Here is a 24,875-nt window from a genome sequence, read left to right as displayed (position 1 = left end):
AAAAATCTAACTTTTGGGGTGCAGTTCAATTTTGTTTTCTCTTTTAATATCAGAGCTGAAAATGTTAAAATAAAAGAATGAAAGAAAGTCTGCGTATTTTACACATCAATGATTTACATTCTCACTTTGAAGCTTATCCCAAGATTAAGCGTTTTTTTGCTGAGCATTCAAAAACACAAAGGGAAGTGTTAAGATTTGATATTGGTGACAATGTAGATAAAAGCCATCCTTTGACCGATGTGAGTGCTGGTAGGGTAAATGTTGATTTGATGAACGATCTAGGAATTGATTTTGCAACAATTGGCAATAATGAAGGCATTGGCTTAGCAAAGGCTGAAATTAATCAGCTTTATGATAAAGCTGATTTCCAAGTCATCTTAGGAAATTTGAAAGATAAAAAAGGGCGTCCTGCTTGGGCTCAGTCCTATGTCATTTATGAAACTAAGGCTGGGACAAAACTGGCACTTTTGGCCTACACTTTTCCTTACTATTGGACTTATGCGCCTAATGGTTGGCAAGCTCTTGATGCGATTTCCAGTCTTAAAAAGGATTTGGGAAATCCAGAGGTAGCGGCAGCAGATTTTCGTATTTTACTTAGCCATTTAGGCATTCGTTTAGATGAAAAAATAGCGCGCCAAATTCCCGAAATTGATTTGATTATTGGAGCTCATACCCACCATGTCTTTGAAGAAGGTGAGGTTATCAATGGGACTTATCTAGCAGCGGCAGGGCGTTACGGAGATCATGTGGGACAAATTGATTTGGATTTCGAAGATCATAGCTTGACGGATATCGCTATTGAAGCTGTGCCAACCAGTGATCTTGATTCGGAAAAAGAAGATGCGGCTTTTGTTGCTCGTCTTTTTGAAGAAGGCGAAAAGTTGTTAGCAGAGAATTTGATCTGCAAATTATCTCGCAAACCAAGTCTGAAAGAGTGTGCAGATTTAGTGATGGAGGCAATGAAGAAGTCAGCTGCCGCAGACTTGGCTATTATAAACACAGGATTGATTGTTGAGCCTTTTTCGCAAACTATTAGTAAGGCAGAACTTCACAAATCCTTGCCACATCAAATGCGTTTGGTCAAATTCCAAGTGACACGAGATGAGCTCTTAGAAATCTGTCAAGATATCTTTTCGCAAGCTGATTTATTAGCCAATCAGCAGATTCGTGGTATGGGTTTTCGCGGCAAACAATTTGGCAAAGCAGTAACGAGTGGATTTACTTACAAAAATGGAAAAATAGTGTATAATAATAAGGCTATTGGCAGAAAAGATAAAATAAGTCTTGTTTTAGTGGATCAATATTATTTTGCTCCTTATTTTAATAGTCTAACGTCAAGAAAGGGGCAATTACTGTTTCCTGATTTGCTGAGACAGACAGTAGAAAAATACCTGAGAGGAGCTCTATGAGAAAAGACATTACTCCTGAAATGTATAATTACAATAAGTTTCCCGGTCCTCAATTTGTAACCTTTGATAACCATGTTAAGAGCGATGATATTGATTTGCTTCTTTTGGAAAATGTCAAAAATGCTTTTGATGTGACTGTTTTTACCCAACGCTTTTCAGACATCTTGCTCAAATACGATTATATTGTTGGTGATTGGGGCAATGAACAACTGCGTTTGAAGGGCTTCTATAAAGAGGAAATGCAAGGGAAAACTAAAACTCCTTACATTGGTTATTTGGATGATTATCTAAAAGAATATTGCAATTTTGGCTGTGCCTATTTTGTTTTGGAAAATCCTAATCCTAAAGAAATCAAAAGTGAAGAAGATAACTCTCAAAGACGTAAACGGCGCGATAATCGTAGAAAAAAACGTTTTAATAAAAATAATGCTAAAATGAATCTTCAAGAGAAACTTCGTCGCGAAAAGATAAAAGAGCGTCAGGCTATGCGAGAGATTCAGGATGCTAAGAATAATTTTGTGATAAGAAAAAAGGAAGTTAAATGAAACCATCTATTTATAGCTTAACCCGCAATGATTTAATTGCTTGGACGATTGAACACGGTGAAAAAAAGTTCCGAGCTACTCAAATTTGGGATTGGCTTTACCGTAAACGTGTTCAGTCTTTTGAGGAAATGACTAATCTTTCAAAAGATTTAATTGCTCTTTTAAATGAAAATTTCCTTGTCAATCCGCTCAAACAGCGTATCGTTCAAGAGTCAGCAGATGGAACAGTCAAGTATTTATTCGAGCTGCCAGACGGTATGTTAATTGAGACGGTGTTGATGCGTCAGCATTATGGTCTTTCTGTCTGTGTGACGACACAGGTAGGCTGTAATATTGGCTGTACTTTTTGCGCCAGTGGTTTGATCAAAAAACAACGCGATCTTAATAATGGCGAAATTACAGCGCAGATTATGTTGGTGCAAAAATATTTTGATGAACGCGGTCAGGGTGAACGTATCAGTCATGTTGTGGTGATGGGAATTGGTGAACCTTTTGATAATTATGACAATGTGCTCAAATTCCTGCGCACAATCAATGATGATAATGGACTGGCAATTGGTGCTCGCCATATTACAGTGTCAACTTCAGGCTTGGCTCATAAAATTCGTGCTTTTGCCAACGAAGGGGTTCAAGTTAATTTGGCTGTCTCACTTCACGCGCCTAACAATGAATTGCGCTCCAGCATTATGCGTATCAATCGTTCCTTTCCTTTGGAAAAACTATTTGCAGCCATTGAATATTATATTGAAACGACCAACCGTCGTGTGACTTTTGAGTATATTATGCTCAATGGTGTTAATGATAACCCTGAAAATGCTCAGGAATTGGCAGATTTGACTAAGAACATCCGCAAACTTTCCTATGTTAATTTAATTCCTTACAATCCTGTCACGGAACACGACCAGTACAGTCGTAGCCCCAAAGAGCGTGTCAATGCTTTTTACGATGTTCTTAAGAAAAATGGTGTTAACTGTGTGGTGCGTCAGGAACATGGAACCGATATTGATGCAGCCTGTGGACAGCTGCGTTCTAATACTATGAAACGCGATCGTGAGAAAGCGACTGCTGGAACAGCTCAGTAATGACTGCTTTTTTTGATGAAACAGCTGAGTTAAAACCAATTGGTCGCAAGCTATCTTGGCTTTTGCTGGTTTTATATTTTATCGCTATTTGCTATATGTGTTTTTGTCCTCAGCATGCAATAAAGGGTGTTCAAACCCCGAACATTCAGCATTTTGGTCGGCTTGTTGTACTGCTTGTCCCTTTCAATTCACTATTTAGTCTAGGGCACTTGTCCAGTCCTTTGAAACTTATCTGGGTGTTTGGTCAAAATGTTGTTAATATCTTTTTGCTCTTTCCCTTGGTTTTGCAAGTTCTGTTACTTTTTCCAAACTTAAGAACTAAGAAAAAATCTTGTTATTTAGTTTTTGCCTAAGTCTAAGTATTGAATGCACGCAACTGCTTCTTGATTTCTTTTTCGATGCTAATCGTGTTTTTGAAATTGATGATTTATGGACCAATAGTTTGGGTGGTTTACTGGCTTTTTATTGTTATCTTTTTATTCAAAAGAAAATAAGGAAAGTTTATCAGCAGAACTGATAGAGTGGTGGGATTTGTCTTGCCGCTTTTTGTATGAAATGTTTTTGCCGATTCAGAAAGTTCATTTTATTTGACTTAGAGTTGACTTCAAGATATACAATAGAAATGATGTAAAAAAAGATTTCCCTCAGATCAGAGATAAGAGGGAGTTTTTCTTGTCAAAATGAAAGAAAGGACAATAATGTCTGTTATAAAAAATTTATGGTGGTTTTTCAGACTTGAAAAGCGCCGCTATTTAATTGGAATATTAGCACTGAGTTTGGTCAGTATACTTAATCTGATTCCGCCCAAAGTGATGGGACATGTTATTGATCATATCACTAATAAAAATTTAAGCAAAGAGATGCTTCTATGGGATTTGTTTTACTTGCTTTTATCCGCTTTTGCCATGTATGGCTTGCGTTATGTTTGGCGGATCTATATTTTAGGAACATCTTATCGTTTGGGACAAATTATGCGCTCTCGTCTTTTTGAGCATTTTACCAAAATGTCACCTTCTTTTTATCAGAAGTACCGCACAGGAGATTTGATGGCACATGCCACCAATGATATTAATTCCTTGACTAGGTTAGCAGGTGGTGGTGTCATGTCAGCAGTTGATGCTTCTATTACTGCTTTGGTGACCTTAATGACTATGTTTTTCAGCATTTCATGGCAGATGACCTTGGTGGCTGTCATTCCTCTGCCTTTGATGGCTTTAGCAACCAGTCGTTTAGGACGTAAAACACATGAAAGCTTCAAACGTTCACAAGCTGCCTTTTCAGAACTTAACAATAAGGTTCAAGAAAGCGTTTCAGGCATCAAGGTGACAAAATCATTTGGTTATCAAACCAATGAATTAGCTTCCTTTCAAGCAACAAATGACATGACTTTTGCTAAAAATATGATAACCATGAAGTACGATAGCCTATTTGATCCTCTGGTTCTTTTGTTTGTGGGAGCCTCCTATGCTTTGACGCTTCTTGTTGGTGCTTTTTTTGTTAAAAATGGTCAGGTAACTGTCGGAAGTCTGGTTACTTTTGTGACTTACTTGGATATGCTGGTTTGGCCTTTAATGGCGATTGGTTTTTTGTTTAATATTGTTCAGCGTGGTGCGGTTTCTTATGAACGCATTATGGATTTGTTGTCGCAAAAATCAGATATTACAGATCCTAAGCATCCCTTAACAAAGATTGAAAATGGTTCTTTAGAATATGATATTGACCGCTTTGCTTATGAAAAGGAAGCAACACTTAAAGATGTTCATTTTACCTTGGAAAAAGGTCAGACACTAGGTATTGTTGGTCAGACAGGTTCAGGAAAAACCAGTCTTCTCAAACTTCTTTTGCGAGAATACGATGTTAATCAAGGTACAATCAAGTTAAATGGACATGATATTCGTCAGTATCGTTTGGCTGATTTGCGCAGTTTAATTGGTTATGTTCCACAGGATCAAATCCTTTTTGCCATGTCTATTTTAGATAATATTCGTTTTGGCGATCCTAATTTAACTTTTGCAGCAGTTGAAGGTGCCACTAAGTTATCTCAAGTTTACGATGATATTGTAGCCATGCCGCAAGGGTTTGACACGATTATTGGTGAAAAAGGCGTCTCCTTGTCTGGTGGTCAAAAACAAAGAATTGCCATGAGCCGTGCCATGATTCTAAATCCTGATATCCTTATCTTAGATGATTCCCTGTCAGCAGTTGATGCTAAAACTGAACATGCTATCATTGAAAATCTTAAAAAAACACGGCAGGGCAAGACAACTCTGATTACTGCCCATCGCTTAAGTGCTGTTGTGCATGCTGATTTGATTTTAGTTATGCAAGATGGGCGCATTCAAGAACGCGGCCGCCATGATGAGCTCATTCGAGCGGGTGGTTGGTATGCTAAAACTTATGAATCTCAACAATTAGAAATGAAAGGAGACATGGATGAAGAATAATGAACACCAAGGACGTGTTTTTTGGCGTCTGATGTCTTATCTTAAACCCTATAAATGGTTGACCTTCTTCGCATTGCTTCTCCTTTTGCTGACAACAGTGATTAAAAGTTTTGTTCCTTTAGTGGCCTCTTATTTTATTGATCATTTTTTGACTCATTTTAATCAGACAGCAGCCTTGCTTTTGCTGGGTTACTATCTGCTCTATGTTTTGCAGACGATTTTACAATATTTTGGCAATCTTCTTTTTGCGCGTGTTTCTTTTAGTGTTGTTCGCGATATTCGTAGGGATGCCTTTGCTAATATGGAAAGATTGGGAATGGCTTATTTCGATAAAACGCCAGCAGGTGCCATCGTATCACGTTTAACCAACGATACCGAAAGCATTAGTGACATGTTTTCAGGTATCTTATCCAGTTTTATTTCAGCTATTTTTATTTTTAGTGTCACCCTTTATACCATGTTAATGCTGAATTATCGCCTAACCTTTCTTGTCATGCTTTTTTTGCCCTTTATTTTTATTTTGGTCAATCTCTATCGGAAAAAGTCTGTTAAGGTTATTGCCAAAACGAGGAGTTTATTAAGTGATATCAATACCAATTTATCTGAAAGTATTGGAGGTATCAATATTATTCAAGCTTTTGGGCAAGAAGAGCGTTTAAAAGCAGAATTTGAGGCAATTAATGAAGAACATTTTCATTATGCCAATCGCTCTATGGCTTTGGACAGCCTTTTCCTACGTCCTGCTATGTCACTCTTGAAGCTCTTGGCTTATGCTCTTTTAATGGCTTATTTTGGTTTTAATTGGCAGACTATTGGTATTTCAGCTGGGATGATGTATGCTTTTATTCAATATGTTAATCGTCTTTTTGATCCTTTAATTGAAGTGACTCAGAATTTCTCGACCTTGCAGACCTCAATGGTGTCAGCAGGACGTGTTTTTGATCTGATAGATGAAAGAGGCTATGAACCTCATCAAGATGATAGTGATATTAGCATTTCAGCTGGAAATATTGAATTTAAGGATGTCTCTTTCTCATATGATGGACAGCATCAAATTTTAGATCATATTTCTTTTAAAGTCAATCAGGGCCAAACGATTGCTTTTGTTGGACCAACAGGATCGGGAAAGTCTTCCATTATTAATGTTTTCATGCGTTTTTATGAGTTTCAAGAAGGTCAAGTTACCATTGATGGTCATGATATTCGTCACTATAGTCAGGAAGAATTAAGAAAAAATATCGGTTTGGTTTTACAAGAGCCTTTCCTTTATCACGGGACAATCAAGTCTAATATTAAAATGTATCAGGATTTGACAGATGCGGATATTGAAGCTGCCGCAAAATTTGTGGATGCCGATCCCTTTATTCAAAGATTGCCTCATCGGTACGATGAACCTGTCAGTGAGCGAGGATCAAGTTTTTCAACTGGACAGCGGCAGCTTTTAGCTTTTGCCAGAACAGTGGCAAGTTCCCCTAAAATATTGATTTTGGATGAAGCGACAGCTAATATTGACTCAGAAACAGAGCAACTGGTGCAAAATTCTTTGGCTAAAATGCGTCAAGGACGGACAACCATTGCGATTGCTCACCGTTTGTCAACTATTCAAGATGCCAATTGCATCTATGTTCTTGATAAAGGTAAAATGATTGAGTCGGGAACTCATGAGGAGCTCCTAGCGAAAAAAGGAACCTACCATAAAATGTATCAACTCCAAGCAGGTATGATGGATTGAATAAGTTTTAACTAATAAAAAGGTTGGATAAGTGTACGTATATCTTATCCAACTTTTTTGTAAATCCTTAGTCTTTATTAACAGCGACCTGCATTCTAATAAATATTTCTCTTTTGTTGTGATTTAAATTAGGATGTTCATAAATGACCTCACAAATGTAATCTCCCTTAATTTGATAACCCTTATCAACAATCATTTGGTAGAAATTGTCTAATTTTTCAATCTCCTCTTGAAAAGAGGAACAGTAAATTGAAGCATAAAGAGCAGAAGGATAGGTTTTTATTTTAAAATTTTCCACAATATCATTAGAGAACATAAACATTTGATAAGACAACCAATTTTTATTTTTGAAGTCTTCTTCCTTAATAATAGAACCAACACGAGAAAAAATTGAATAGGAGAGATTATTTTTTCTCAAAGCCCGTTTAAATTCTCTTAGGTTAAATTCATAAGCCTCATCAGTCATTTGGTAAATATTTTCTTTCATTTCATAAACAATCATTCGTCTAGCTGGTAAAGTCAAAATTTCCAAACTTTGGTTATGCTTTTTATAATCATACATAAAGGCACCTGCTTGATAGGTATTGATTTCTGCTAAGCGCTCTTCCAAACGTTGCTTTTCAAATAAAAGACACTGGCGTCGTTCATTAATGTAATGGTTGAGTTCAGTCAAATTTTCATGTTTAGAAAGTATTCCTTTAATTTCCTCCAGAGAAAAGTCAAGTTGTCTTAAATATTGGATTTCATCTACTATCTGGGATTGATTGATATGATAATAACGATAGTTCGTTTTTTGATCAATACGATAGGGCTTTAAAAGACCAATTTTATCATAATAACGCAGCGTTTGAATAGGGATATTATTAATGTAGGAAAAATCTCCAATTTTTAAAATAAGCTCCATACCATTTCTCCTTGACTCTATAGTTACTATAGATATTATAATATATTTGTGAAATAAATATAGTTGTTTAGTTTATCTTTTATGGTGTTATTAATCTCCTTGTTTAACTCAAGTTATTCTGCAGTTCATTGCTGATAATGATATTTTGGGAATTTTAAATTTCAAAGATATTAATTAATGCAGCTATTAGAGAAAATTCCATAGGATCTCTTCTTGTTTAACGAAGGAATTTATTTGCCATTAAATTTGCATCTGCCTAATACTAAAAGACTATAGTAATAAAAGGAGAAACGTCTCATGAGAAATGCAAAAATTCGTGCTGTCCAATACGGCTGTGGTAAAATGTCAAAGGTCATCCTTAATTATCTTGTGGATCATGGTGTCGAAATCGTCGGTGCTATTGATAAAAATCCAGCAGTAGTAGGACAGGATATTGGTGATTTTGCTGACTTTGGTTATAAGACTGGTATTATTATTTCTGATAAGGCTGACCAAGTGTTTGATAATTGTGATGCCGATATCGCTATTGTTACCATTTTTTCCTACATGCCAGAAATGTATGAATTTTATGAAACGGCTATCAAACACGGTGTTAATGTCATTTCAACCTGTGAAGAAGCCATTTATCCTTGGACAACATCCCCTTCTGAGACCAATCGTTTGGATAAGTTAGCTAAAGAGAATCATGTCACTATTATGGGATCAGGCATGCAGGACATTTATTGGATTAATATGCCTTGTTTAGCAATGGCAGGAATGAATAAGATTAAAAAAGTGAGAGGTGTGGTCAGCTATAATGTTGAAGATTATGGTTTGGCATTGGCTGAGGCACACGGCGTTGGTTATGATTCAGAACGTTTTGAACGCGACATTGCTTCTGCGGAAAGTTTACCTTCTTATATGTGGAATGCTGCGGAAGCTATCTGCTCAAAAATGAATTGGACCATTCAATCCATTAGTCAAAAGAGTGTACCTTATACTTTAGATGAAGATGTCTATTCTGAAACGCTAGGACGCACGATTCCGGCTGGTCAAGTGACAGGAATGTCGGCAGTTACTAAGGTTCAAACGCATCAAGGCATTGACTTAGAGGTGGAATGTATTGGTAAAGTTTATCGACAAGATGATGGCGATATGTGTGATTGGGAAATTACAGGAGAGCCAGCTCTTATCTTCTCAGTTAACAAACCTGATACGGTAGCACTCACATGTGGTACAATTGTTAATCGCATTCCAACTGTTCTTGATGCCCCAGCTGGTTATATTACGTCGGAAAAGGCTCGCTTGATAACCTATCCGAGCTATCCTCTTCATACCTATATTGAAAAATAAGTCTAAAAAGATTATATGCTAAAGAGTAGCCGGTTTCTCGCTTGAAATGATGGGATAAATGGTATGAGAAAAGGAGCAGGACGATAAGGTCGGCTTTTAGGAAATCACGATTTGGTTCTGCTCCTTTTTTTACTTAACTTAGCCTTATGCCACTTTGATAGTGGGTTCGGCTGTGCTGTAAATTTTAAGTTCTCCAACAATTGAATTAATAACGGGTTGGTATTATGCTGAACAATGGCTGCTTGAGTTTGCCATTGTTCAACCATAACGAATTGATTAGGCATATCAATTGCTTCATAGAGTTGCTAGCTAATGTTGCCGGATTCTGCCCTTGATGAACGGATTAAAGGTAGGATATCAACTAAAAAGTTCTCTCTTTTGTCTGCCTTAACAAAAAACTTGTATTAATGATTTTCATGGGTAGTCTCCTTTCTGACGCGACAATCGAAGTCGTTTACATTCTTTTAGTATAGCCTTTTCAATATGAGCAAGTAAAAAAGCCAGATGTTCATCTAGCTTTTGGCATTAGAATTGATTTTAAGCATCAGACAGCCCCTGTTTCAGTTTCTTGAGATAGAGATGCAATAGAATGACTTGCTATTTGACTGTCAATCAAATTTTGATAAAAGGCAGCATTGGTTGTTTCAATGTAAGGAACGAGCCAAAGATAGCCAATACCAAGTGTGAGATTGGCTAAAATTGCCCAGCCAATAAAGCTTAACTGAAGAACAAAATATTCCCATTTATGACCATTCATTAATTGACGGCTTTCAGTGATAGCCTGAGTGACAGTTACGGATTCGCCTTTTTCCAATTTGTCTTTAAGAATATAGTTGGTCATGGAGTAACTGTAAGTTTTAATGATTCCAGGGATAAGAAAGAGCAATGACCACAGGTAAAGCAAAATACTCATAAGCACATTGGTCCAGAGGAACTTCCAAAAGCGATTTTCTTTTAAAAGATAGGTGCTCGCTTCAGTATAGGTTGGACGTCCTCCTTTAAAGAAGTTCAAAAATCCTAAATTAACTCCGATTGTCACCGTGAATGAAACGACCAAAACTAGTAGCCACAGAATAATGAGAAGTGGCAATGTTGCAAGAAAAGCAGTTTCTCCTATAGATAGGGCAAGAGAGGAGGTCAGAATAATGTATACGAGGATGCAAGCCAAGTAGATACCCATAACAGCTAAAACCGGCAAAATATATAGGCCAATGGCGTAACCCCAGTTTTCTTGCAGGCGTACTTTAGCTTCTGCTTTCAGATCAGCTCTTGTTTTTGACATAAAAGTCTCCTTAATAAATAATGATAGCAACTATAACTATAGCATAATTTGAAGTTAAGAACAATTTAATCTATTAACGAATTGCTTTTTCTAACGATGTGTTTTATGGAACCTAAAAATTATCACTTTTCAATATTATAAAAAAGTTTTTATCTCTCAGTGAGAAGGTGTTGTTATAAGGTCTTAGAAGTTATCAATTGGCTTATTTGTTTTGCATCTTAAATGTTTTCAGATTCTAAGTCAAACAGCTTTAAACGGTGTAACAAGGACAACTCAAACAATGGTTTTAGGACTTTAGAAAACTTTTCGAGGGAAACTTGACACAAACTAATGATAAAATACGCAAATACGCTTGCAATTCTTTTTTAGAAAGTGTATAATCTAGACAATAAATCAGAAAAGTACCAAATCTTTTGTTTTCAGGGAGTCTGTGGGTATTGTGAACAGGCAGCAGAATTTTGGGAAGTGGGCTGATTTTTAGAAAGCGAAGATAAACAATATTCTTCCGGTGAGCACACCTTATCGTGCAACTCCTTGTTAGAGGAGATTAAGATAACGGGGAAAGACTATTGGTTCTCGTTAATTGAGGTGGCACCGTGTTAGCTAGATTTAACGCCCTCACACAGATTTTCTGTGTGAGGTTTTTTGTTAGCTTCATTCAATTTTAATGCAGGTGATAATGATGACAAGTATCCAGAATCTGAGAAATCAAATTGATCAGTTAGATCATCAATTATTAGTTTTATTAGCGCAACGTCAGCAAATTGTTGAAAAGATTGGTCAGCTAAAACCTATCAACAGTCAAGCAGCTGTCACTGCTCCTGATCGAGTGAAACAAGTCCTTTTAAATAGACAGCAAGAGGCAGAAAAGCTCGGTCTATCACCAGATGTTGCTCTGGCTATTTGGCAAACGATGATTGAAGCCTTCACAGCTTTAGAGCTAAGGATTAATAGCAAACATGACCTAAATAGAAAGTGAGACTGAATATGAAAAAGAAGATATTGAGTGCTGATATTTTGACCCCAATCCTTGCTTACATGCGTGTACAGGGTGACCATAAGGTAATTTTGGAGTCTATCCCTCGTGAAAAGGAAAATGCGCGTTTTTCAATTGTTGCTTACAATCCTGTTTTTGAAATCAAATTTGAAAATGGGCAATTAACAGAGAATGGCAAAGTTATTGAAAGTGATCCCTTAGATTATCTCAGTCAAATCACTGTCAAATCACAATTGTCTCAGGATTTACCTTTTAATGGCGGCGCTATTGGTTTTGTGGGCTATGACATGATTGGCCTTTATGAAAATATTGGCAGTATTCCTCAAGATACGATTGGGACACCGGATATGCACTTTTTTGTTTATGAATCTTATCTCATTTTTGACCATAAGAAGGAGAAAGTTGTCATTGTTGAAGATAATCTTTACAGCGGCAGAGAAGAAGAGGAACAAAAGGCTGCCTTGCAGGAAGTTTTAGCAGATCTTAAAAAACAGGCGGTTGATGAATTTTCGGAACGTGATTTACATACTTTAACTTTTAAGAACCATTTGGAAGAAGCTACTTTTAAAGACATGGTTAGCAAAGCAAAAAAATTTATTCGTCAGGGAGATATGTTTCAATGCGTGCTCAGCCAGCGTTTCTCAGCAGATATTAGTGGCAAGCCTCTAGATTTTTATCGTAATTTACGTATTACCAATCCTTCCAATTATCTTTATTTTTATGATTTTGGTGATTATCAGATTATCGGAGCCAGTCCAGAAAGTCTCGTTTCTCTTAAAAATGGTGTGGTTACTACAAATCCTATTGCAGGGACACGTCCTCGTGGCGCCAACGATCAGAAAGACAAAGACTTATCTGAAGAGCTCTTATCAGATGTCAAGGAAGTAGCAGAGCACCGTATGTTGGTAGATTTGGGCCGCAACGATATTGGGAAAATTGCTGAAATAGGAAGCGTTCAAGTGTCTAAATACATGGAAGTTGAATTTTTTCGTTATGTGATGCATTTAACCAGTGTTGTCAAAGGTAAACTCCTGTCAGGTTTGACTGGTATGGATGCTCTTAAGTCAACATTGCCAGCAGGTACGGTATCAGGAGCACCGAAAATTCGTGCTATGAAGCGCATTTATGAGTTGGAAAAAGAAAAGCGCGGTATCTATGCAGGAGCAATTGGTTATCTTTCAGCAAGCGGAGATATGGACTTTGCCATTGCCATTCGTACCATGATTATCAAAAATCAAAAGGCCTATGTTCAAGCAGGTGCGGGGATTGTCTATGATAGCGTTCCTGAAAATGAATACTACGAAACCATTAATAAGGCCAAAGCAATGACTAGGATAGGAGAGATACAATGATTTTATTGATTGATAATTATGATTCTTTCACTTATAATTTGGCACAATTCATTGGTCATTTTACTGAAGTCAAGGTATTGAGAAATGATGATGCTGATCTTTATGAAGCAGCTCAAGAGGCAGATGGCCTTGTCTTTTCACCAGGACCTGGTTGGCCAGCTGATGCTGGAAAGATGGAAGCCTTGATTAAAGACTTTACAGAGGAAAAACCTATTTTGGGAGTCTGCTTGGGACACCAAGCCATTGCTGAAAGTTTTGGAGGGAAATTGGGATTAGCCCATCAAGTCATGCACGGCAAACAAAGTCAGATGGCAATCACAAAATCATCTCCAATTTTTAAAGAATTAGCAGAAAAGCTCGAAATTATGCGCTATCATTCCATAGTAGTCGATAAGCTACCAGAAGATTTTGAAATAACGGCTAGAACAGTAGATGATGACGAGATTATGGCTATTCAGCATAAGACACTTCCTATCTATGGTTTACAATATCATCCAGAATCCATTGGCACACCTGAAGGATTAAAAATGATTGAGAATTTTGTAAGATTAGTCGGTTAGAATGCAGAGAGGACGAATAGATGAAAGACATTTTTGAAAAATTAGCTGCTCAAGAAAATTTAACAGAAGCTGAAATAACGGCAGTTGCTGAAAAATTTTTAAAGGAGAATTGTCAGAAGCGCAAATAGCAGCCTTCTTAATGGCCTTGAAAATCAAGGGTGAAACACCGGAAGAAATTTTAGGCCTCATTAAAACGATTAAAAAAATGCGGTTGTTGTTCCTAGCCAAACAAGCGATGCTATGGATAATTGTGGTACAGGTGGTGATAAGTCCTTTTCTTTCAATATTTCAACGACTTGTAGCTTTGTCCTCGCTGCTGGTGGTATCCATGTCGCTAAGCATGGTAATCGCTCTATTTCTTCAAAATCAGGTTCAGCAGATGTCCTTGAAGAATTGGGAATCAATGTTGCCTTAGCTCCTGACAAATTGGCCCAAGTTCTAGATGAAACAGGCATTGTCTTTCTCTTTGCTCAAAAGATGCACCCAGCCATGCGTTATATTTCACCGGCTAGACAGGCCTTAGGTATTCCAACGGTCATGAATCTTATTGGGCCACTAACACACCCCATGGATTTGGAAACGCAGTTATTAGGTCTTTATCAAGCAGACTTACAAGATGATTTAGCTCAAGTCCTTAAACTTCTTGGCCGCAAACGTGCGGTTATCATTACTGGACCAGATAATATGGATGAAGCAGCACTTTATGGTAAAAATCATTATACTCTGTTGGATAACGGTCAAATTTCACAAGGTAGTTTCACTTTTGAAGATTTTGACATGCCAAAAGTTACGCTTGAGGATATCAAGGGTGGTGATGCTAAAGAAAATGCTCAAATCCTTGTTAGTGTTCTCAAAAATGAACCTAGTCCTTATTTAGAGACAACGCTTCTAAATGCTGGTCTTGGTTTTTATGCTAATGGCAAGGTGGATTCGATTAAAGAAGGCATTGACCTAGCACGTGAAGTCATTGCATCAGGCAAGGCTTATGATAAATTAAAGGCATTGCAGGAGGCGCAAGTTGACTAAAGAATTTTTACCTACTATTTTAAAGCAAAAACAAGAAGAAGTAGCTGGTCTAACTATGGAAGAAGTCAAACCGCTTCGTTTAAGTTATCATCTCTTTGATTTTTTAAAAGAGCATCAAGACCAGCTGCAGATTGTGGCTGAAGTTAAAAAGGCTAGTCCCAGTATGGGAGACATCAATTTGGATGTTGACATTGTCAACCAAGCTCAAACGTATGAAGCAGCTGGAGCTGCTATGATTTCTGTTTTAACTGATCAGGTTTTTTTCAAGGGAAATATTGATTTTTTGGCTGAGATATCTGGCAGTGTCAGTATTCCGACCTTGGCTAAGGATTTCATTATTGATGAGAAACAGATTGTTCGCAGCCGTAATGCTGGTGCAACAGTCATTCTGCTCATTGTGGCCGCTTTGCCAGAGAAGAGACTGAAAGAACTGCATGACTTTGCTACAGGTTTAGGGCTAGAAGTTCTAGTGGAAACCCATAATTTGTCTGAATTGGAAACAGCTCATCGTATTGGGGCACAGATCATTGGTGTCAATAATCGTAATCTTGTTACTTTTGAAGTTGATATCAATACCAGCTTAGAGCTATCTACCCATTTCCGAGATGATAAGGTTTATATTTCCGAATCAGGTATTTTTACAGGACAGGACAGTAAACTCGTCGCTCCCTACTTTAATGCTATTCTTGTAGGAACGGCTCTCATGCAGGCAGATAATGTCGCTGATAAAGTAAAGGAGTTGGCTATTGACAAAGGTTAAAATTTGCGGTCTATCAACACAAGAAGCGGTTACAGCAGCTGTTAGTAGTGGTGCAGACTATATCGGTTTTGTTTTTGCCAAAAGTAAACGTCAAGTCAGTCTAGAACAGGCTCAAAAATTAGCTGAACTTATTCCAGAAAGGACTAAAAAGGTTGGTGTTTTTGTCAGTCCGACTTTGGAGGAATTGAAAATTGCTATAAAGACAGTTCCTCTTGATTTAGTACAGATTCATGGTGACTGTGATGAAGACTTGCAAGCCGACTTTTCAGTTCCGCTTATTCGGGCTGTTCACATTAAAAAAGGCAAGGAAAATTTGCCAAGTAAAGCGGATTATCTGCTTTTTGATGCTCCCATAGCTGGCAGTGGTGAAACTTTTGATTGGCAACAGTTGGAGACAGAGCAGCTACAAAAGCCTTTCTTTATTGCAGGCGGACTAACAAGCGATAATGTCAAAGAATGTATTGAACATTTTGCTCCTTATGCTGTTGATGTGTCATCTGGTGTTGAAACAAATGGACGGAAAGATACAGAGAAAATTAAACGATTTATAGAAAGTGTGAAAAAATGACATATAATCAACCCAATAACAACGGTTTTTATGGTAATTTTGGAGGACAATTCATTCCTGAAACGCTGATGACAGCTGTTATTGAATTGGATGAGGCTTATCGTGAAGCCAAGGCTGATCCTAGTTTTCATGAAGAATTAGATGCCCTCTTAAAAGATTATGTCGGCCGTGAAACCCCCTTGTACTTTGCTAAACGTTTAACGGATTATATTGGTGGTGCTAAAATTTATCTGAAACGTGAAGATCTTAACCACACAGGTGCTCACAAAATTAATAATGCGCTGGGTCAAGTTCTTTTAGCTAAGCGTATGGGGAAAAATAAGATTATCGCTGAAACAGGTGCAGGACAGCATGGTGTTGCGACAGCAACAGCAGCGGCTCTCTTTGATATGGAATGTACCATTTATATGGGGGAAGAAGATGTGAAACGTCAAGCTCTTAATGTCTTTCGCATGGAGCTATTAGGTGCTAAAGTGCATTCCGTTACAGATGGATCGCGTGTGCTTAAAGACGCAGTTAATGCAGCTTTGCGAGCATGGGTAGCCAATATTGAGGATACCCATTATGTTATGGGCTCTGCTCTTGGACCAGCTCCTTTCCCAGAAATTGTTCGTGATTTCCAATCGGTTATTGGCAGAGAAGCTAAACGTCAATTTGCGGCAGTTTCAAATGGACAGCTGCCAGATGCAGTCTTAGCTTGTATCGGTGGCGGCTCCAATGCAATCGGCCTCTTTTATCCTTTTGTCAACGATAAATCAGTTGCCATGTATGGTGCGGAAGCGTCAGGTTTAGGGCTTGATACCGATAAGCATGCGGCGACCTTTGCCAAAGGACGACCAGGTGTTTTACATGGTGCTCTTATGGATGTGCTGCAGGATGAGCATGGACAGATTATGGAAGCTTTCTCGATTTCCGCGGGCCTTGACTATCCAGGCGTTGGTCCCGAACACTGCTATTTCAATGAAATTGGACGTGCAACTTACGATTCTATTACGGATGAAGAAGCTCTGGAATCTTTCAAATTGCTATCTCGTCTGGAAGGTATTATTCCTGCCTTAGAATCTAGTCATGCGATTGCTCTGACACAAAAAGTTGCGAAGGAACTAGGAGCGGATAAGTCCATTATTGTTTGCCTCTCAGGACGTGGTGATAAGGATGTGACTCAAGTTAAAGAACGTCTTGAGCAGGAAGCAAAAGAAGGGAAGTAGATTATGACAAAAACACTGACAAAGCATTTACAAGCTATTAAGGCAGAAGGCAAAGGTCTTTTCATCCCTTATATTATGGCTGGGGATCATGAGAAAGGTTTAGACGGTCTTTTTGATACCATTTCTTTTTTGGAAGATCAAGGTGTATCAGCCATTGAAATTGGTATTCCATGGTCGGATCCTGTAGCGGATGGTCCTGTCATTGAATTGGCTGGTCAGCGCAGTTTGGCAAAGGGGACATCACTGGCAAGTATTATTGCTAAGTTGCAGGAAAAGAAAACGCAAGTGCCGCTGGTTATCATGACTTACTTTAATCCTATTTTTCAGTATGGTGTTGAAACATTTGTTGCAGATCTGCAAAATACTTCTGTCAAAGGATTGATTATTCCCGATTTGCCTCATGAACAAGAAAGTTTTATCAAACCTTATCTGGAAAATTTAGACTTAGCTTTAGTTCCTTTAGTCAGCTTGACAACAGGTCTAGAACGTCAAAAGGAACTCATTGAAGATGCTCAAGGATTTGTCTACGCTGTTGCTATCAATGGTGTTACCGGAAAAACAGGGAATTATCGTGATGATTTGGATAAACATTTAAAACATTTGACAGAAATTGCTCAAATCCCTGTTTTAACTGGATTTGGTGTATCAACTTTAGCAGATATTAAACGCTTTAACCAAGTATCAGATGGTGTCATTGTTGGTTCAAAAATTGTCAAGGGCTTACATGAAGGAATGCAAGAAGAAATAAAAGATTTCATTTATGCAGGAAGTCATTATCAAAAATAATTATTCAATCAGCTAGTCGGGAATATTGTTTCTCTGATTGACTGATTTTTTAATTCCTTTCAAAAATCAAAATGATATATTGGTTATTTAGTTTTGCCATGCTGTCTGTAATTATTGTCTGCTTTTTTGATTTTTATTGAGTGTAATCTCATTGCCAATGTAATAAACGTTTGATTTGATTGCCTCCTTTTTGATATTTTGTTTAAAGTCTTTAGAGTTTTGTCCTTACAATCCTTAAATCAATTGAGAGAAAATAATAATGAGGTGACCCAAGAATAAGAAAGGGACAAAAGCAAAAGGTTCTTTGTGCTTTTGAAAAAGCAGGCTGTAAAGAATTCCCAATAAACTGGCAATCTGAATAATCCAAATAATTTGCTGAAGATTAAGAGAAAGTGCCAAAGTAGCCAGATAGAGGAAATCACCGCTTCCGATATTAATATTTTTGAGAGCAGCAAAAATACCAAATAGAAAAAGAATTAAGCTAATTAGGTTAAGAGGATAGATAAACATTAAGAGAAAAGTAAAACCTATCCACAGTGTCAAAGGATAAGACTGATCTTGTAAATCATAAAGAGATAAAAGCACGCCCATGAAGAGCAAACAGACTTGTGAAGTGGTTAATAAATCAAAAGCAAAACCTATGCTAATCAGTCCGCAGAGTAATTCTACCAAGGAATAACGCAATGGAATAGGATAACCGCAAAAGCGACAAGAATTTTTGTTGATGATTCGTGAAAATATTGGGATAAGATCCCTCACGGGTAAGCAGTTATAACACTTATTGCAATGGCTTCTAGGAAATATAATAGATTCCTGAGGGTAACGATCGGCAACTAAGCCCAAAAAGAGCCAAGAGAAGCTCCCAACATAAAAAATAAAATAAGTTTCATATCTATTTATTCGTCAAAAGAAAACAAAATAATTGCTTTTTATTTAGAATCGTTCTAAAATATAAATTGTAAAAAGGATATTTCTTTTAAGGAGGAGTTATTATGACAAATACAATTACTGAAAATATTTATGCCTCTATTATTCATCAAGTGGAGAAAAAGAAAATTCAGGAAATGAAAAAACCAAGGCTGTACTTAATCAGGCTGTAGCGGATTTATCAAAAGCAGCTTCCATTGTTCACCAAGTCCATTGGTATATGCGTGGTTCAGGCTTCCTTTATCTGCATCCTAAAATGGATGAATTGATGGATGCCTTGAATGGTCATCTTGATGAGATTAGTGAACGCTTGATTACTATCGGTGGCGCTCCGTTTTCAACCTTGAAGGAATTTGATGAAAATTCCAGACTTGAAGAAACAGCTGGCACATGGGATAAATCAATGACTGATCATCTCAAACGCCTTGTTCAAGTTTATGACTACCTTTCAAGTCTTTATCAAGTAGGTCTTGATGTGACAGATGAGGAAGGCGATGCTGTTTCTAATGATATTTTCACAGCAGCTCAAACAGAAGCCCAAAAAACAATCTGGATGTTGCAGGCAGAGCTTGGACAAGCTCCCGGTTTATAATATATGAAGATAGAAAGTTATTTGTTTAGAAAGATTTTCTATGTTAGGTGAAAGTCTGGCACTTTTGATATATCTCAAACGATGGGTTAGTTATCCAGCAATTGAGGTATGTCATTTTTTGAAGTCAGGCTTTTTTTTATTTAAAAAGAGGCAAGCGCTTGCAAAAAATCTTGAAAACTTTCTGTTTTTTTGGTAGAATTTGAGAGATGAAAACATTATATGATGTGCAGCGACTGCTAAAGCAATTTGGTATCTATGTTTATTTAGGTAAACGTCTTTATGATATTGAAATGATGAAAATTGAGTTAGAAAGACTCTATGATAATGGCTTGATTTCAAAGAGTGATTATCTACATGCTGAATTGATTTTACGCAGAGAACACAGAATAGAAAAGGAAAGAGAAGATGGCTAAGAAACTTTTAGGGATTGATCTTGGTGGAACAAGTATTAAATTTGGAATTTTAACTTTAGATGGGCAGGTTCAGGAGAAATGGGCCATTGAAACCAATATTTTGGAAGATGGAAAACATATTGTTCCAGATATTGTGTCCTCTATCAAGCATCGCTTGGGACTCTATAATTTAACTAAGGATGATTTTGTTGGTATTGGAATGGGATCTCCTGGAGCTGTGGATCGTAATCTAAAGACTGTTACAGGTGCTTTTAATCTTAATTGGGCTGCTACCCAAGAGGTAGGAACAATAATTGAAGCAGAATTGGGAATACCATTTGCTATTGATAATGATGCTAATGTTGCGGCACTTGGAGAACGCTGGGTTGGAGCGGGTAATAATAATCCTGATGTTGTCTTTGTAACACTTGGTACAGGTGTTGGTGGTGGCATTATTGCCGATGGCAATCTTGTTCATGGAGTTGCTGGTGCAGGTGGTGAAATTGGACATATTATTGTTGAGCCGGATACTGGTTTTGAGTGCACCTGCGGCAATAAAGGCTGCCTTGAAACAGTGGCTTCAGCAACAGGTGTCGTTCGTGTTGCACGTCATTTAGCAGAAGAATATGAAGGTATTTCCAGTATTAAAGCAGGTATTGATAATGGTGATGATGTGAGCAGTAAGGATATTTTTATTGCTGCACAGGCAGGTGATAAATTTGCAAACTCAGTTGTTGAGAAAGTTACTTTCTATCTAGGCCTTGCAATCGCCAATATCAGCAATATTCTTAACCCAAGCACAGTTGTCGTTGGGGGAGGAGTATCAGCTGCTGGAGAATTCTTACGCTTGCATATTGAAAATTATTTTAAATTGTACGCTTTTCCACAAGTGAAGCAATCTACAAAAATTAAAATTGCAGAATTAGGAAATGACGCTGGTATTATTGGGGCAGCCAGTCTTGCACATCAGTTTTTAGAAAGTTAAAGGAAAATTATGTCAATCATCTCTATCATTTCATGGGTTATTATCTTTGCTTTTGTAGCCTGGTTCATTTGGAATTATTTTCGTGTTCGCCGTGCTGCCAAGTATATCTCAAATGCTGAATTTGAAAACATGATGAGAGGCGCACAAATTGTTGATTTACGTTCCCCCAATGAGTTTCGTCGTAAGCATATCTTAGGGGCTCGTAATCTTCCTTCTGAACAATTCAAAGCATCTGTTTCGGCTCTTCGCAAAGATAAACCGGTTTTATTGTATGATAATACTCGTGGACAGCTGGTTGCTCGTGCTGTTTTAACTTTGAAAAAGGCAGGTTATAAAGATCTTTATGTCCTTAAAAATGGTTTAGATTATTGGAATGGAAAAATAAAAGAGAAGAATTAGTTCTTTTTGAGATAATGACAAGAATTAGCATGAGCTGCTGCCTTTTGTTTTTGCAATACTGGTTGATTAAGAACCTATCCTATTAAAGTTTGGAGATACCAAGACTGCGATTTTGTCATCTTGGTTTTTCTTTTGTATTTTAAAACATTTACATGTCTCTGAACATTTGTCAATGATGTGAGACCAAAAAAGATAAAACCTGACTAGCTTTTTGCTAGCCTATCAGGAGCTAGCTCCTGATAGGACTTTTCGCATGTCGATAGGAGATTTCCAGCCCAGAGTCTGCATGGGTAGTCTGTTTGAAGTGTAGAGGTAGCGTTTCATCTGTTTGATGAGGTCGTCATAAGAATAAAATTGTAAGTGCTGGTAGAATCGTCTATTGTCGTTTCTGTGGCTTCGTTCAACCTTACCGTTGTGTCTGGGAGTTCTAGGTCGGATGAGTTTGTGTTCAATGCTTAGTTCACGACAGAGAATATCCAGAGGGTGAACGTGTTTATTTTCCTTGAAATGGGTAAACTCGAAGCCATTGTCCGTTTGTATGATTTTCGGCTTGTAGCCAAAGTGTCGGATGGCCATTTTGACAAATTGGATGGTGGAATGAGAAGATTGTTCCTTGAAAGGGAAGATGAAGCGTTCTCGACTGGCCTCGTCAATGATGGTGTATTGGTAGAATTTATCAGGCATTGCCCCAGTATAGCAGTCTTTTGGCACGTATTTGACAGCCATCTGCCACTTGATACCGAGTTTTGTTGGTGTATCGTAAGGCTTTGGAATATAGGGTTTGGTCTTTGCTTTAGCAGGTTTGAAGAAGTCTAGTTTTCTCAAGATCCGAAAGAGTGAGCAGGGATGCCTGTCATAGCCCTTATTTAATTTGAGCTTGTAGAAGATTTCAATGAGAGTGGCATGGGGGTTTCTTCGAATACAGTTTTTTATCCAGGCTATTTCTTGTTCTGTATGAGCCTTGGGATGGGGTGTCAGAGGTCTGTGAGATTTGTCTTGAAGAGAGGCTTTGGTTCCGTCAAATCGTTTGTTCCACCTCATAAGGGAAGCTTTAGAGACCTTATAGCGTCGGCAGATGAAAGCAACAGAAGCGCCACCACGATAGGTTTTGACAGCATGGTAGCGAGTATCAAGGGTGTGTGGCAAATAACGAAAGGGTTGTGGTATACTAGTCATGAGAAAATTCCTTTTTGATGAGTGGGTGGTACTCTTATCATATCAAGGTTTCTTCTTTTTTGGGAGCTAGGTCTCACATCTATTGTAAGGCTACAGTATTTTAAAACATTTACATGTCTCCCCTGAGTTTTTCTTAATTTTTATGGTACAATAGATAAGTTGAAATAAATTAACGTAAAATGTAAGAGGAATTATGACAAATTTTAGAGAAGATATTAGAAATGTTGCTATCATTGCTCACGTTGACCATGGGAAAACAACCCTTGTTGATGAGCTCTTAAAACAATCACATACACTTGATGAGCATAAAAAATTAGAAGAACGTGCGATGGACTCTAATGATCTTGAAAAAGAGCGCGGGATTACTATTCTTGCAAAAAATACGGCTGTTGCCTACAATGGTGTGCGTATTAACATTATGGACACACCAGGACATGCGGATTTTGGCGGAGAAGTAGAACGTATCATGAAAATGGTTGACGGAGTTGTTCTTGTTGTTGATGCTTATGAAGGGACTATGCCGCAAACGCGTTTTGTTTTGAAAAAAGCTTTGGAACAAAACTTGGTTCCAATTGTTGTGGTGAATAAGATTGACAAGCCGTCAGCTCGTCCGGCAGAAGTTGTTGATGAAGTTCTTGAACTTTTCATTGAACTTGGTGCAGATGATGACCAGTTAGAGTTCCCAGTCGTCTATGCTTCGGCGATTAATGGAACTTCTTCATTATCAGATGAACCAGCGGATCAAGAACATACAATGGCACCCGTTTTTGATACTATTATTGAGCATATTCCAGCACCGATCGATAATTCAGAACAGCCACTTCAATTTCAAGTGTCTCTCCTTGATTATAACGACTTTGTTGGACGTATCGGTATTGGGCGTGTTTTCCGTGGTTCTGTTAAAGTCGGGGATCAAGTGACACTGTCTAAACTTGATGGTACAACAAAGAATTTTCGTGTCACAAAACTTTTCGGTTTCTTTGGCTTAGAACGTCGTGAGATTAAGGAAGCTAAGGCTGGTGATTTGATTGCTGTTTCAGGTATGGAAGATATCTTTGTTGGTGAAACGATTACACCAACTGATGCTGTAGAACCACTTCCTATTCTTCACATTGATGAGCCAACTCTGCAAATGACCTTTTTAGCTAACAATTCCCCTTTTGCAGGCCGTGAAGGTAAATTTGTAACCTCGCGTAAGGTAGAAGAGCGTTTGTTGGCGGAATTGCAAACAGATGTTTCCCTTCGTGTAGAAGCCACTGACTCACCAGATAAATGGACAGTTTCAGGTCGTGGAGAGTTACATCTGTCAATCCTTATTGAAACCATGCGTCGTGAAGGATATGAGCTGCAAGTATCGCGTCCAGAAGTTATCATCAAGGAAATTGATGGCATCAAATGTGAGCCATTTGAACGCGTGCAAATTGACACACCGGAAGAATACCAAGGTGCTGTTATCCAGTCCCTTTCAGAACGTAAAGGTGAAATGCTTGATATGCAAGCAACTGGTAATGGACAAACGCGTCTCATATTTTTAGCACCAGCTCGAGGACTTATCGGCTACCCAACAGAGTTCTTATCCATGACACGAGGTTATGGTATCATGAACCACACCTTTGATAAATATATGCCAGTTATCAATGCTGAAATCGGCGGTCGTCATCGCGGTGCCCTCGTTTCAATTGATACAGGTAAGGCAACGACTTATTCTATTATGTCTATTGAGGAACGCGGAACAATCTTCGTTAACCCAGGTACAGAAGTGTATGAAGGGATGATTATCGGAGAAAATGCACGCGAGAATGATTTGACAGTCAATATTACAAAGGCCAAACAGATGACCAATGTGCGCTCTGCAACCAAGGATCAGACAGCAGTTATTAAGACACCGCGTATTTTAACACTTGAAGAATCCCTTGAGTTTCTGAATGATGATGAATACATGGAAGTAACACCTGAGTCCATTCGTTTACGTAAGCAAATTCTTGATAAGAATGCGCGTGCTAAAGCAGCTAAGAAGAAAAAATCAGCTGAAGATTGAGAAGGCTTAGTAATGAAAAGGAGAAAAAATGTTTTATGCTATCATCGCTATTTTGCTTTTAATGTATTACATTTTTATTGCTCCTAAGACAATTAAAAATACCATGAACATGATTTCCGTGGTGGGAATTATCGCTTTCCTGATGGTCTTAGCAGGCATGACTTTTATTCGGATCATGCAGTCACCGCCTGAGATTTTTATTGGGATCGGTATGATTATTGTTGGTTATTACGCTTTGAAAGATGTTTTGCACTTACGAACAAGACCTAGAAATAAAAGATAAGAAATGGCACTGGATCATTTAAATCCAGTGTCATTTTATTTACAGCATTAATAACTGAAGAAGAAAGTAGGATTTAATCTTGCAGGTGTAAGGCAT

The 24,875-nt window shown here is 37.9% G+C and carries 21 protein-coding genes and 5 pseudogenes; 21 read left to right on the top strand and 5 right to left on the bottom strand.

Features of this window, described 5'->3' with window-relative positions; genetic code table 11:
• The first annotated feature begins 77 nt into the window (after positions 1–77).
• The 6 genes and pseudogenes from SRT_RS07770 to SRT_RS07745 all read left to right on the top strand — a co-directional run bounded on the left by SRT_RS07770 (position 78) and on the right by SRT_RS07745 (position 7,212).
• Positions 78–1,409 carry a bifunctional metallophosphatase/5'-nucleotidase gene (locus tag SRT_RS07770; RefSeq protein ID WP_128833673.1) on the top strand — a complete coding sequence of 444 codons (1,332 nt, stop codon included), beginning with the start codon at positions 78–80 and terminating at the stop codon, positions 1,407–1,409.
• Complete coding sequence (locus tag SRT_RS07765; protein WP_002268848.1) at positions 1,406–1,954, top strand: YutD family protein; 549 nt, start codon at positions 1,406–1,408, stop codon at positions 1,952–1,954. The genes SRT_RS07770 and SRT_RS07765 overlap by 4 nt, the downstream gene beginning before the upstream one ends.
• Entirely contained in the window at positions 1,951–3,036 is a 1,086-nt protein-coding gene (rlmN, locus tag SRT_RS07760) for a dual-specificity RNA methyltransferase RlmN (protein ID WP_128833672.1), read from the top strand. The genes SRT_RS07765 and rlmN overlap by 4 nt, the downstream gene beginning before the upstream one ends.
• Positions 3,036–3,553, top strand: a pseudogene (locus SRT_RS07755) (VanZ family protein). Before rlmN ends, SRT_RS07755 begins: the two are co-directional and overlap by 1 nt.
• A 163-nt stretch (positions 3,554–3,716) precedes the next feature.
• On the top strand, positions 3,717–5,480 hold the full coding sequence (locus SRT_RS07750; RefSeq protein ID WP_128833671.1) for an ABC transporter ATP-binding protein: 1,764 nt from the start codon (positions 3,717–3,719) through the stop codon (positions 5,478–5,480).
• Positions 5,470–7,212 carry an ABC transporter ATP-binding protein gene (locus SRT_RS07745; RefSeq protein ID WP_128833670.1) on the top strand — a complete coding sequence of 581 codons (1,743 nt, stop codon included), beginning with the start codon at positions 5,470–5,472 and terminating at the stop codon, positions 7,210–7,212. The genes SRT_RS07750 and SRT_RS07745 overlap by 11 nt, the downstream gene beginning before the upstream one ends.
• Positions 7,213–7,279: 67 nt before the next feature.
• Here SRT_RS07745 and SRT_RS07740 read toward each other — a convergent pair whose 3' ends face one another.
• Complete coding sequence (locus SRT_RS07740; RefSeq protein ID WP_128833669.1) at positions 7,280–8,116, bottom strand: MerR family transcriptional regulator; 837 nt, start codon at positions 8,114–8,116, stop codon at positions 7,280–7,282.
• A gap of 297 nt (positions 8,117–8,413) precedes the next feature.
• Here SRT_RS07740 and SRT_RS07735 point away from each other — a divergent pair, with 297 nt between their 5' ends.
• Entirely contained in the window at positions 8,414–9,448 is a 1,035-nt protein-coding gene (locus SRT_RS07735; protein ID WP_128833668.1) for an NAD(P)H-dependent amine dehydrogenase family protein, read from the top strand.
• A gap of 144 nt (positions 9,449–9,592) precedes the next feature.
• On the opposite strand, the pseudogene SRT_RS07730 reads toward SRT_RS07735, so the two are convergent.
• Both SRT_RS07730 and SRT_RS07725 read right to left on the bottom strand, forming a co-directional pair.
• A pseudogene (locus SRT_RS07730) lies at positions 9,593–9,866 on the bottom strand (putative quinol monooxygenase).
• 126 nt (positions 9,867–9,992) lie between these two features.
• A complete protein-coding gene (locus SRT_RS07725; RefSeq protein ID WP_128833667.1) occupies positions 9,993–10,730 on the bottom strand; it encodes a DUF975 family protein in 738 nt (245 codons plus the stop codon).
• Between the two features lie 682 nt (positions 10,731–11,412).
• On the opposite strand from SRT_RS07725, the gene SRT_RS07720 reads away from it, so the two are divergent.
• The 8 genes and pseudogenes from SRT_RS07720 (at position 11,413) to trpA (ending at position 17,987) form a co-directional block, all read left to right on the top strand.
• Entirely contained in the window at positions 11,413–11,709 is a 297-nt protein-coding gene (locus tag SRT_RS07720; RefSeq protein ID WP_223213937.1) for a chorismate mutase, read from the top strand.
• Between the two features lie 8 nt (positions 11,710–11,717).
• A complete protein-coding gene (gene trpE, locus SRT_RS07715; RefSeq protein WP_128833665.1) occupies positions 11,718–13,079 on the top strand; it encodes an anthranilate synthase component I in 1,362 nt (453 codons plus the stop codon).
• Positions 13,076–13,639 carry an aminodeoxychorismate/anthranilate synthase component II gene (locus tag SRT_RS07710; RefSeq protein WP_128833664.1) on the top strand — a complete coding sequence of 188 codons (564 nt, stop codon included), beginning with the start codon at positions 13,076–13,078 and terminating at the stop codon, positions 13,637–13,639. The genes trpE and SRT_RS07710 overlap by 4 nt, the downstream gene beginning before the upstream one ends.
• Before the next feature lie 20 nt (positions 13,640–13,659).
• Positions 13,660–14,665: pseudogene (trpD, locus tag SRT_RS07705) on the top strand (anthranilate phosphoribosyltransferase).
• Positions 14,658–15,425: an indole-3-glycerol phosphate synthase TrpC gene (gene trpC, locus SRT_RS07700; protein ID WP_128833663.1), complete on the top strand. Its 768-nt coding sequence runs from the start codon at positions 14,658–14,660 to the stop codon at positions 15,423–15,425. The pseudogene trpD and the gene trpC overlap by 8 nt, the downstream one beginning before the upstream one ends.
• Positions 15,412–15,993 carry a phosphoribosylanthranilate isomerase gene (locus SRT_RS07695; RefSeq protein ID WP_128833662.1) on the top strand — a complete coding sequence of 194 codons (582 nt, stop codon included), beginning with the start codon at positions 15,412–15,414 and terminating at the stop codon, positions 15,991–15,993. The genes trpC and SRT_RS07695 overlap by 14 nt, the downstream gene beginning before the upstream one ends.
• Entirely contained in the window at positions 15,990–17,201 is a 1,212-nt protein-coding gene (trpB, locus tag SRT_RS07690; RefSeq protein WP_128833661.1) for a tryptophan synthase subunit beta, read from the top strand. Before SRT_RS07695 ends, trpB begins: the two co-directional genes overlap by 4 nt.
• A gap of 3 nt (positions 17,202–17,204) precedes the next feature.
• Positions 17,205–17,987: a tryptophan synthase subunit alpha gene (gene trpA, locus SRT_RS07685; protein ID WP_128833660.1), complete on the top strand. Its 783-nt coding sequence runs from the start codon at positions 17,205–17,207 to the stop codon at positions 17,985–17,987.
• 234 nt (positions 17,988–18,221) lie between these two features.
• On the opposite strand, the pseudogene SRT_RS07680 reads toward trpA, so the two are convergent.
• Positions 18,222–18,877: pseudogene (locus tag SRT_RS07680) on the bottom strand (prepilin peptidase).
• 102 nt (positions 18,878–18,979) lie between these two features.
• On the opposite strand from SRT_RS07680, the pseudogene dpr reads away from it, so the two are divergent.
• The 4 genes and pseudogenes from dpr to SRT_RS07660 all read left to right on the top strand — a co-directional run bounded on the left by dpr (position 18,980) and on the right by SRT_RS07660 (position 21,282).
• Positions 18,980–19,506: pseudogene (gene dpr / locus SRT_RS07675) on the top strand (DNA starvation/stationary phase protection protein).
• A 206-nt stretch (positions 19,507–19,712) separates the two neighbouring features.
• Positions 19,713–19,919: a YqgQ family protein gene (locus SRT_RS07670; protein WP_128833659.1), complete on the top strand. Its 207-nt coding sequence runs from the start codon at positions 19,713–19,715 to the stop codon at positions 19,917–19,919.
• Entirely contained in the window at positions 19,912–20,883 is a 972-nt protein-coding gene (locus SRT_RS07665) for an ROK family glucokinase (protein ID WP_128833658.1), read from the top strand. Before SRT_RS07670 ends, SRT_RS07665 begins: the two co-directional genes overlap by 8 nt.
• Positions 20,884–20,892: 9 nt before the next feature.
• Positions 20,893–21,282 (top strand): rhodanese-like domain-containing protein, encoded by a 390-nt coding sequence (locus SRT_RS07660; protein WP_128833657.1) that lies wholly within the window; start codon positions 20,893–20,895, stop codon positions 21,280–21,282.
• Between the two features lie 222 nt (positions 21,283–21,504).
• Here the strand turns inward: SRT_RS07660 and SRT_RS07655 are convergent, their stop codons facing one another.
• Positions 21,505–22,458: a DDE-type integrase/transposase/recombinase gene (locus tag SRT_RS07655; RefSeq protein WP_128833656.1), complete on the bottom strand. Its 954-nt coding sequence runs from the start codon at positions 22,456–22,458 to the stop codon at positions 21,505–21,507.
• 193 nt (positions 22,459–22,651) lie between these two features.
• Here SRT_RS07655 and typA point away from each other — a divergent pair, with 193 nt between their 5' ends.
• Complete coding sequence (gene typA / locus SRT_RS07650; RefSeq protein WP_128833655.1) at positions 22,652–24,496, top strand: translational GTPase TypA; 1,845 nt, start codon at positions 22,652–22,654, stop codon at positions 24,494–24,496.
• Between the two features lie 28 nt (positions 24,497–24,524).
• Positions 24,525–24,779 (top strand): DUF3165 family protein, encoded by a 255-nt coding sequence (locus SRT_RS07645; protein WP_128833654.1) that lies wholly within the window; start codon positions 24,525–24,527, stop codon positions 24,777–24,779.
• The last annotated feature ends 96 nt before the right edge of the window (positions 24,780–24,875 follow it).

The organism is Streptococcus troglodytae, from assembly GCF_002355215.1.
GTDB classification, from domain to species: domain Bacteria; phylum Bacillota; class Bacilli; order Lactobacillales; family Streptococcaceae; genus Streptococcus; species Streptococcus troglodytae.
The sequence above is the reverse complement of the archived record's forward strand: the minus strand, read 5'-3'. Positions and strand labels throughout refer to the sequence as shown.

Coding starts and splice junctions, on each gene's coding strand:
- SRT_RS07770 (WP_128833673.1), top strand. CDS start 78: ATGAAAGAAAGTCTGCGTATTTTACACATCAATGATTTACATTCTCAC.
- SRT_RS07765 (WP_002268848.1), top strand. CDS start 1,406: ATGAGAAAAGACATTACTCCTGAAATGTATAATTACAATAAGTTTCCC.
- rlmN (WP_128833672.1), top strand. CDS start 1,951: ATGAAACCATCTATTTATAGCTTAACCCGCAATGATTTAATTGCTTGG.
- SRT_RS07750 (WP_128833671.1), top strand. CDS start 3,717: ATGAAAGAAAGGACAATAATGTCTGTTATAAAAAATTTATGGTGGTTT.
- SRT_RS07745 (WP_128833670.1), top strand. CDS start 5,470: ATGAAGAATAATGAACACCAAGGACGTGTTTTTTGGCGTCTGATGTCT.
- SRT_RS07740 (WP_128833669.1), bottom strand. CDS start 8,116: ATGGAGCTTATTTTAAAAATTGGAGATTTTTCCTACATTAATAATATC.
- SRT_RS07735 (WP_128833668.1), top strand. CDS start 8,414: ATGAGAAATGCAAAAATTCGTGCTGTCCAATACGGCTGTGGTAAAATG.
- SRT_RS07725 (WP_128833667.1), bottom strand. CDS start 10,730: ATGTCAAAAACAAGAGCTGATCTGAAAGCAGAAGCTAAAGTACGCCTG.
- SRT_RS07720 (WP_223213937.1), top strand. CDS start 11,413: ATGACAAGTATCCAGAATCTGAGAAATCAAATTGATCAGTTAGATCAT.
- trpE (WP_128833665.1), top strand. CDS start 11,718: ATGAAAAAGAAGATATTGAGTGCTGATATTTTGACCCCAATCCTTGCT.
- SRT_RS07710 (WP_128833664.1), top strand. CDS start 13,076: ATGATTTTATTGATTGATAATTATGATTCTTTCACTTATAATTTGGCA.
- trpB (WP_128833661.1), top strand. CDS start 15,990: ATGACATATAATCAACCCAATAACAACGGTTTTTATGGTAATTTTGGA.
- trpA (WP_128833660.1), top strand. CDS start 17,205: ATGACAAAAACACTGACAAAGCATTTACAAGCTATTAAGGCAGAAGGC.
- SRT_RS07670 (WP_128833659.1), top strand. CDS start 19,713: ATGAAAACATTATATGATGTGCAGCGACTGCTAAAGCAATTTGGTATC.
- SRT_RS07665 (WP_128833658.1), top strand. CDS start 19,912: ATGGCTAAGAAACTTTTAGGGATTGATCTTGGTGGAACAAGTATTAAA.
- SRT_RS07660 (WP_128833657.1), top strand. CDS start 20,893: ATGTCAATCATCTCTATCATTTCATGGGTTATTATCTTTGCTTTTGTA.
- SRT_RS07655 (WP_128833656.1), bottom strand. CDS start 22,458: ATGACTAGTATACCACAACCCTTTCGTTATTTGCCACACACCCTTGAT.
- typA (WP_128833655.1), top strand. CDS start 22,652: ATGACAAATTTTAGAGAAGATATTAGAAATGTTGCTATCATTGCTCAC.
- SRT_RS07645 (WP_128833654.1), top strand. CDS start 24,525: ATGTTTTATGCTATCATCGCTATTTTGCTTTTAATGTATTACATTTTT.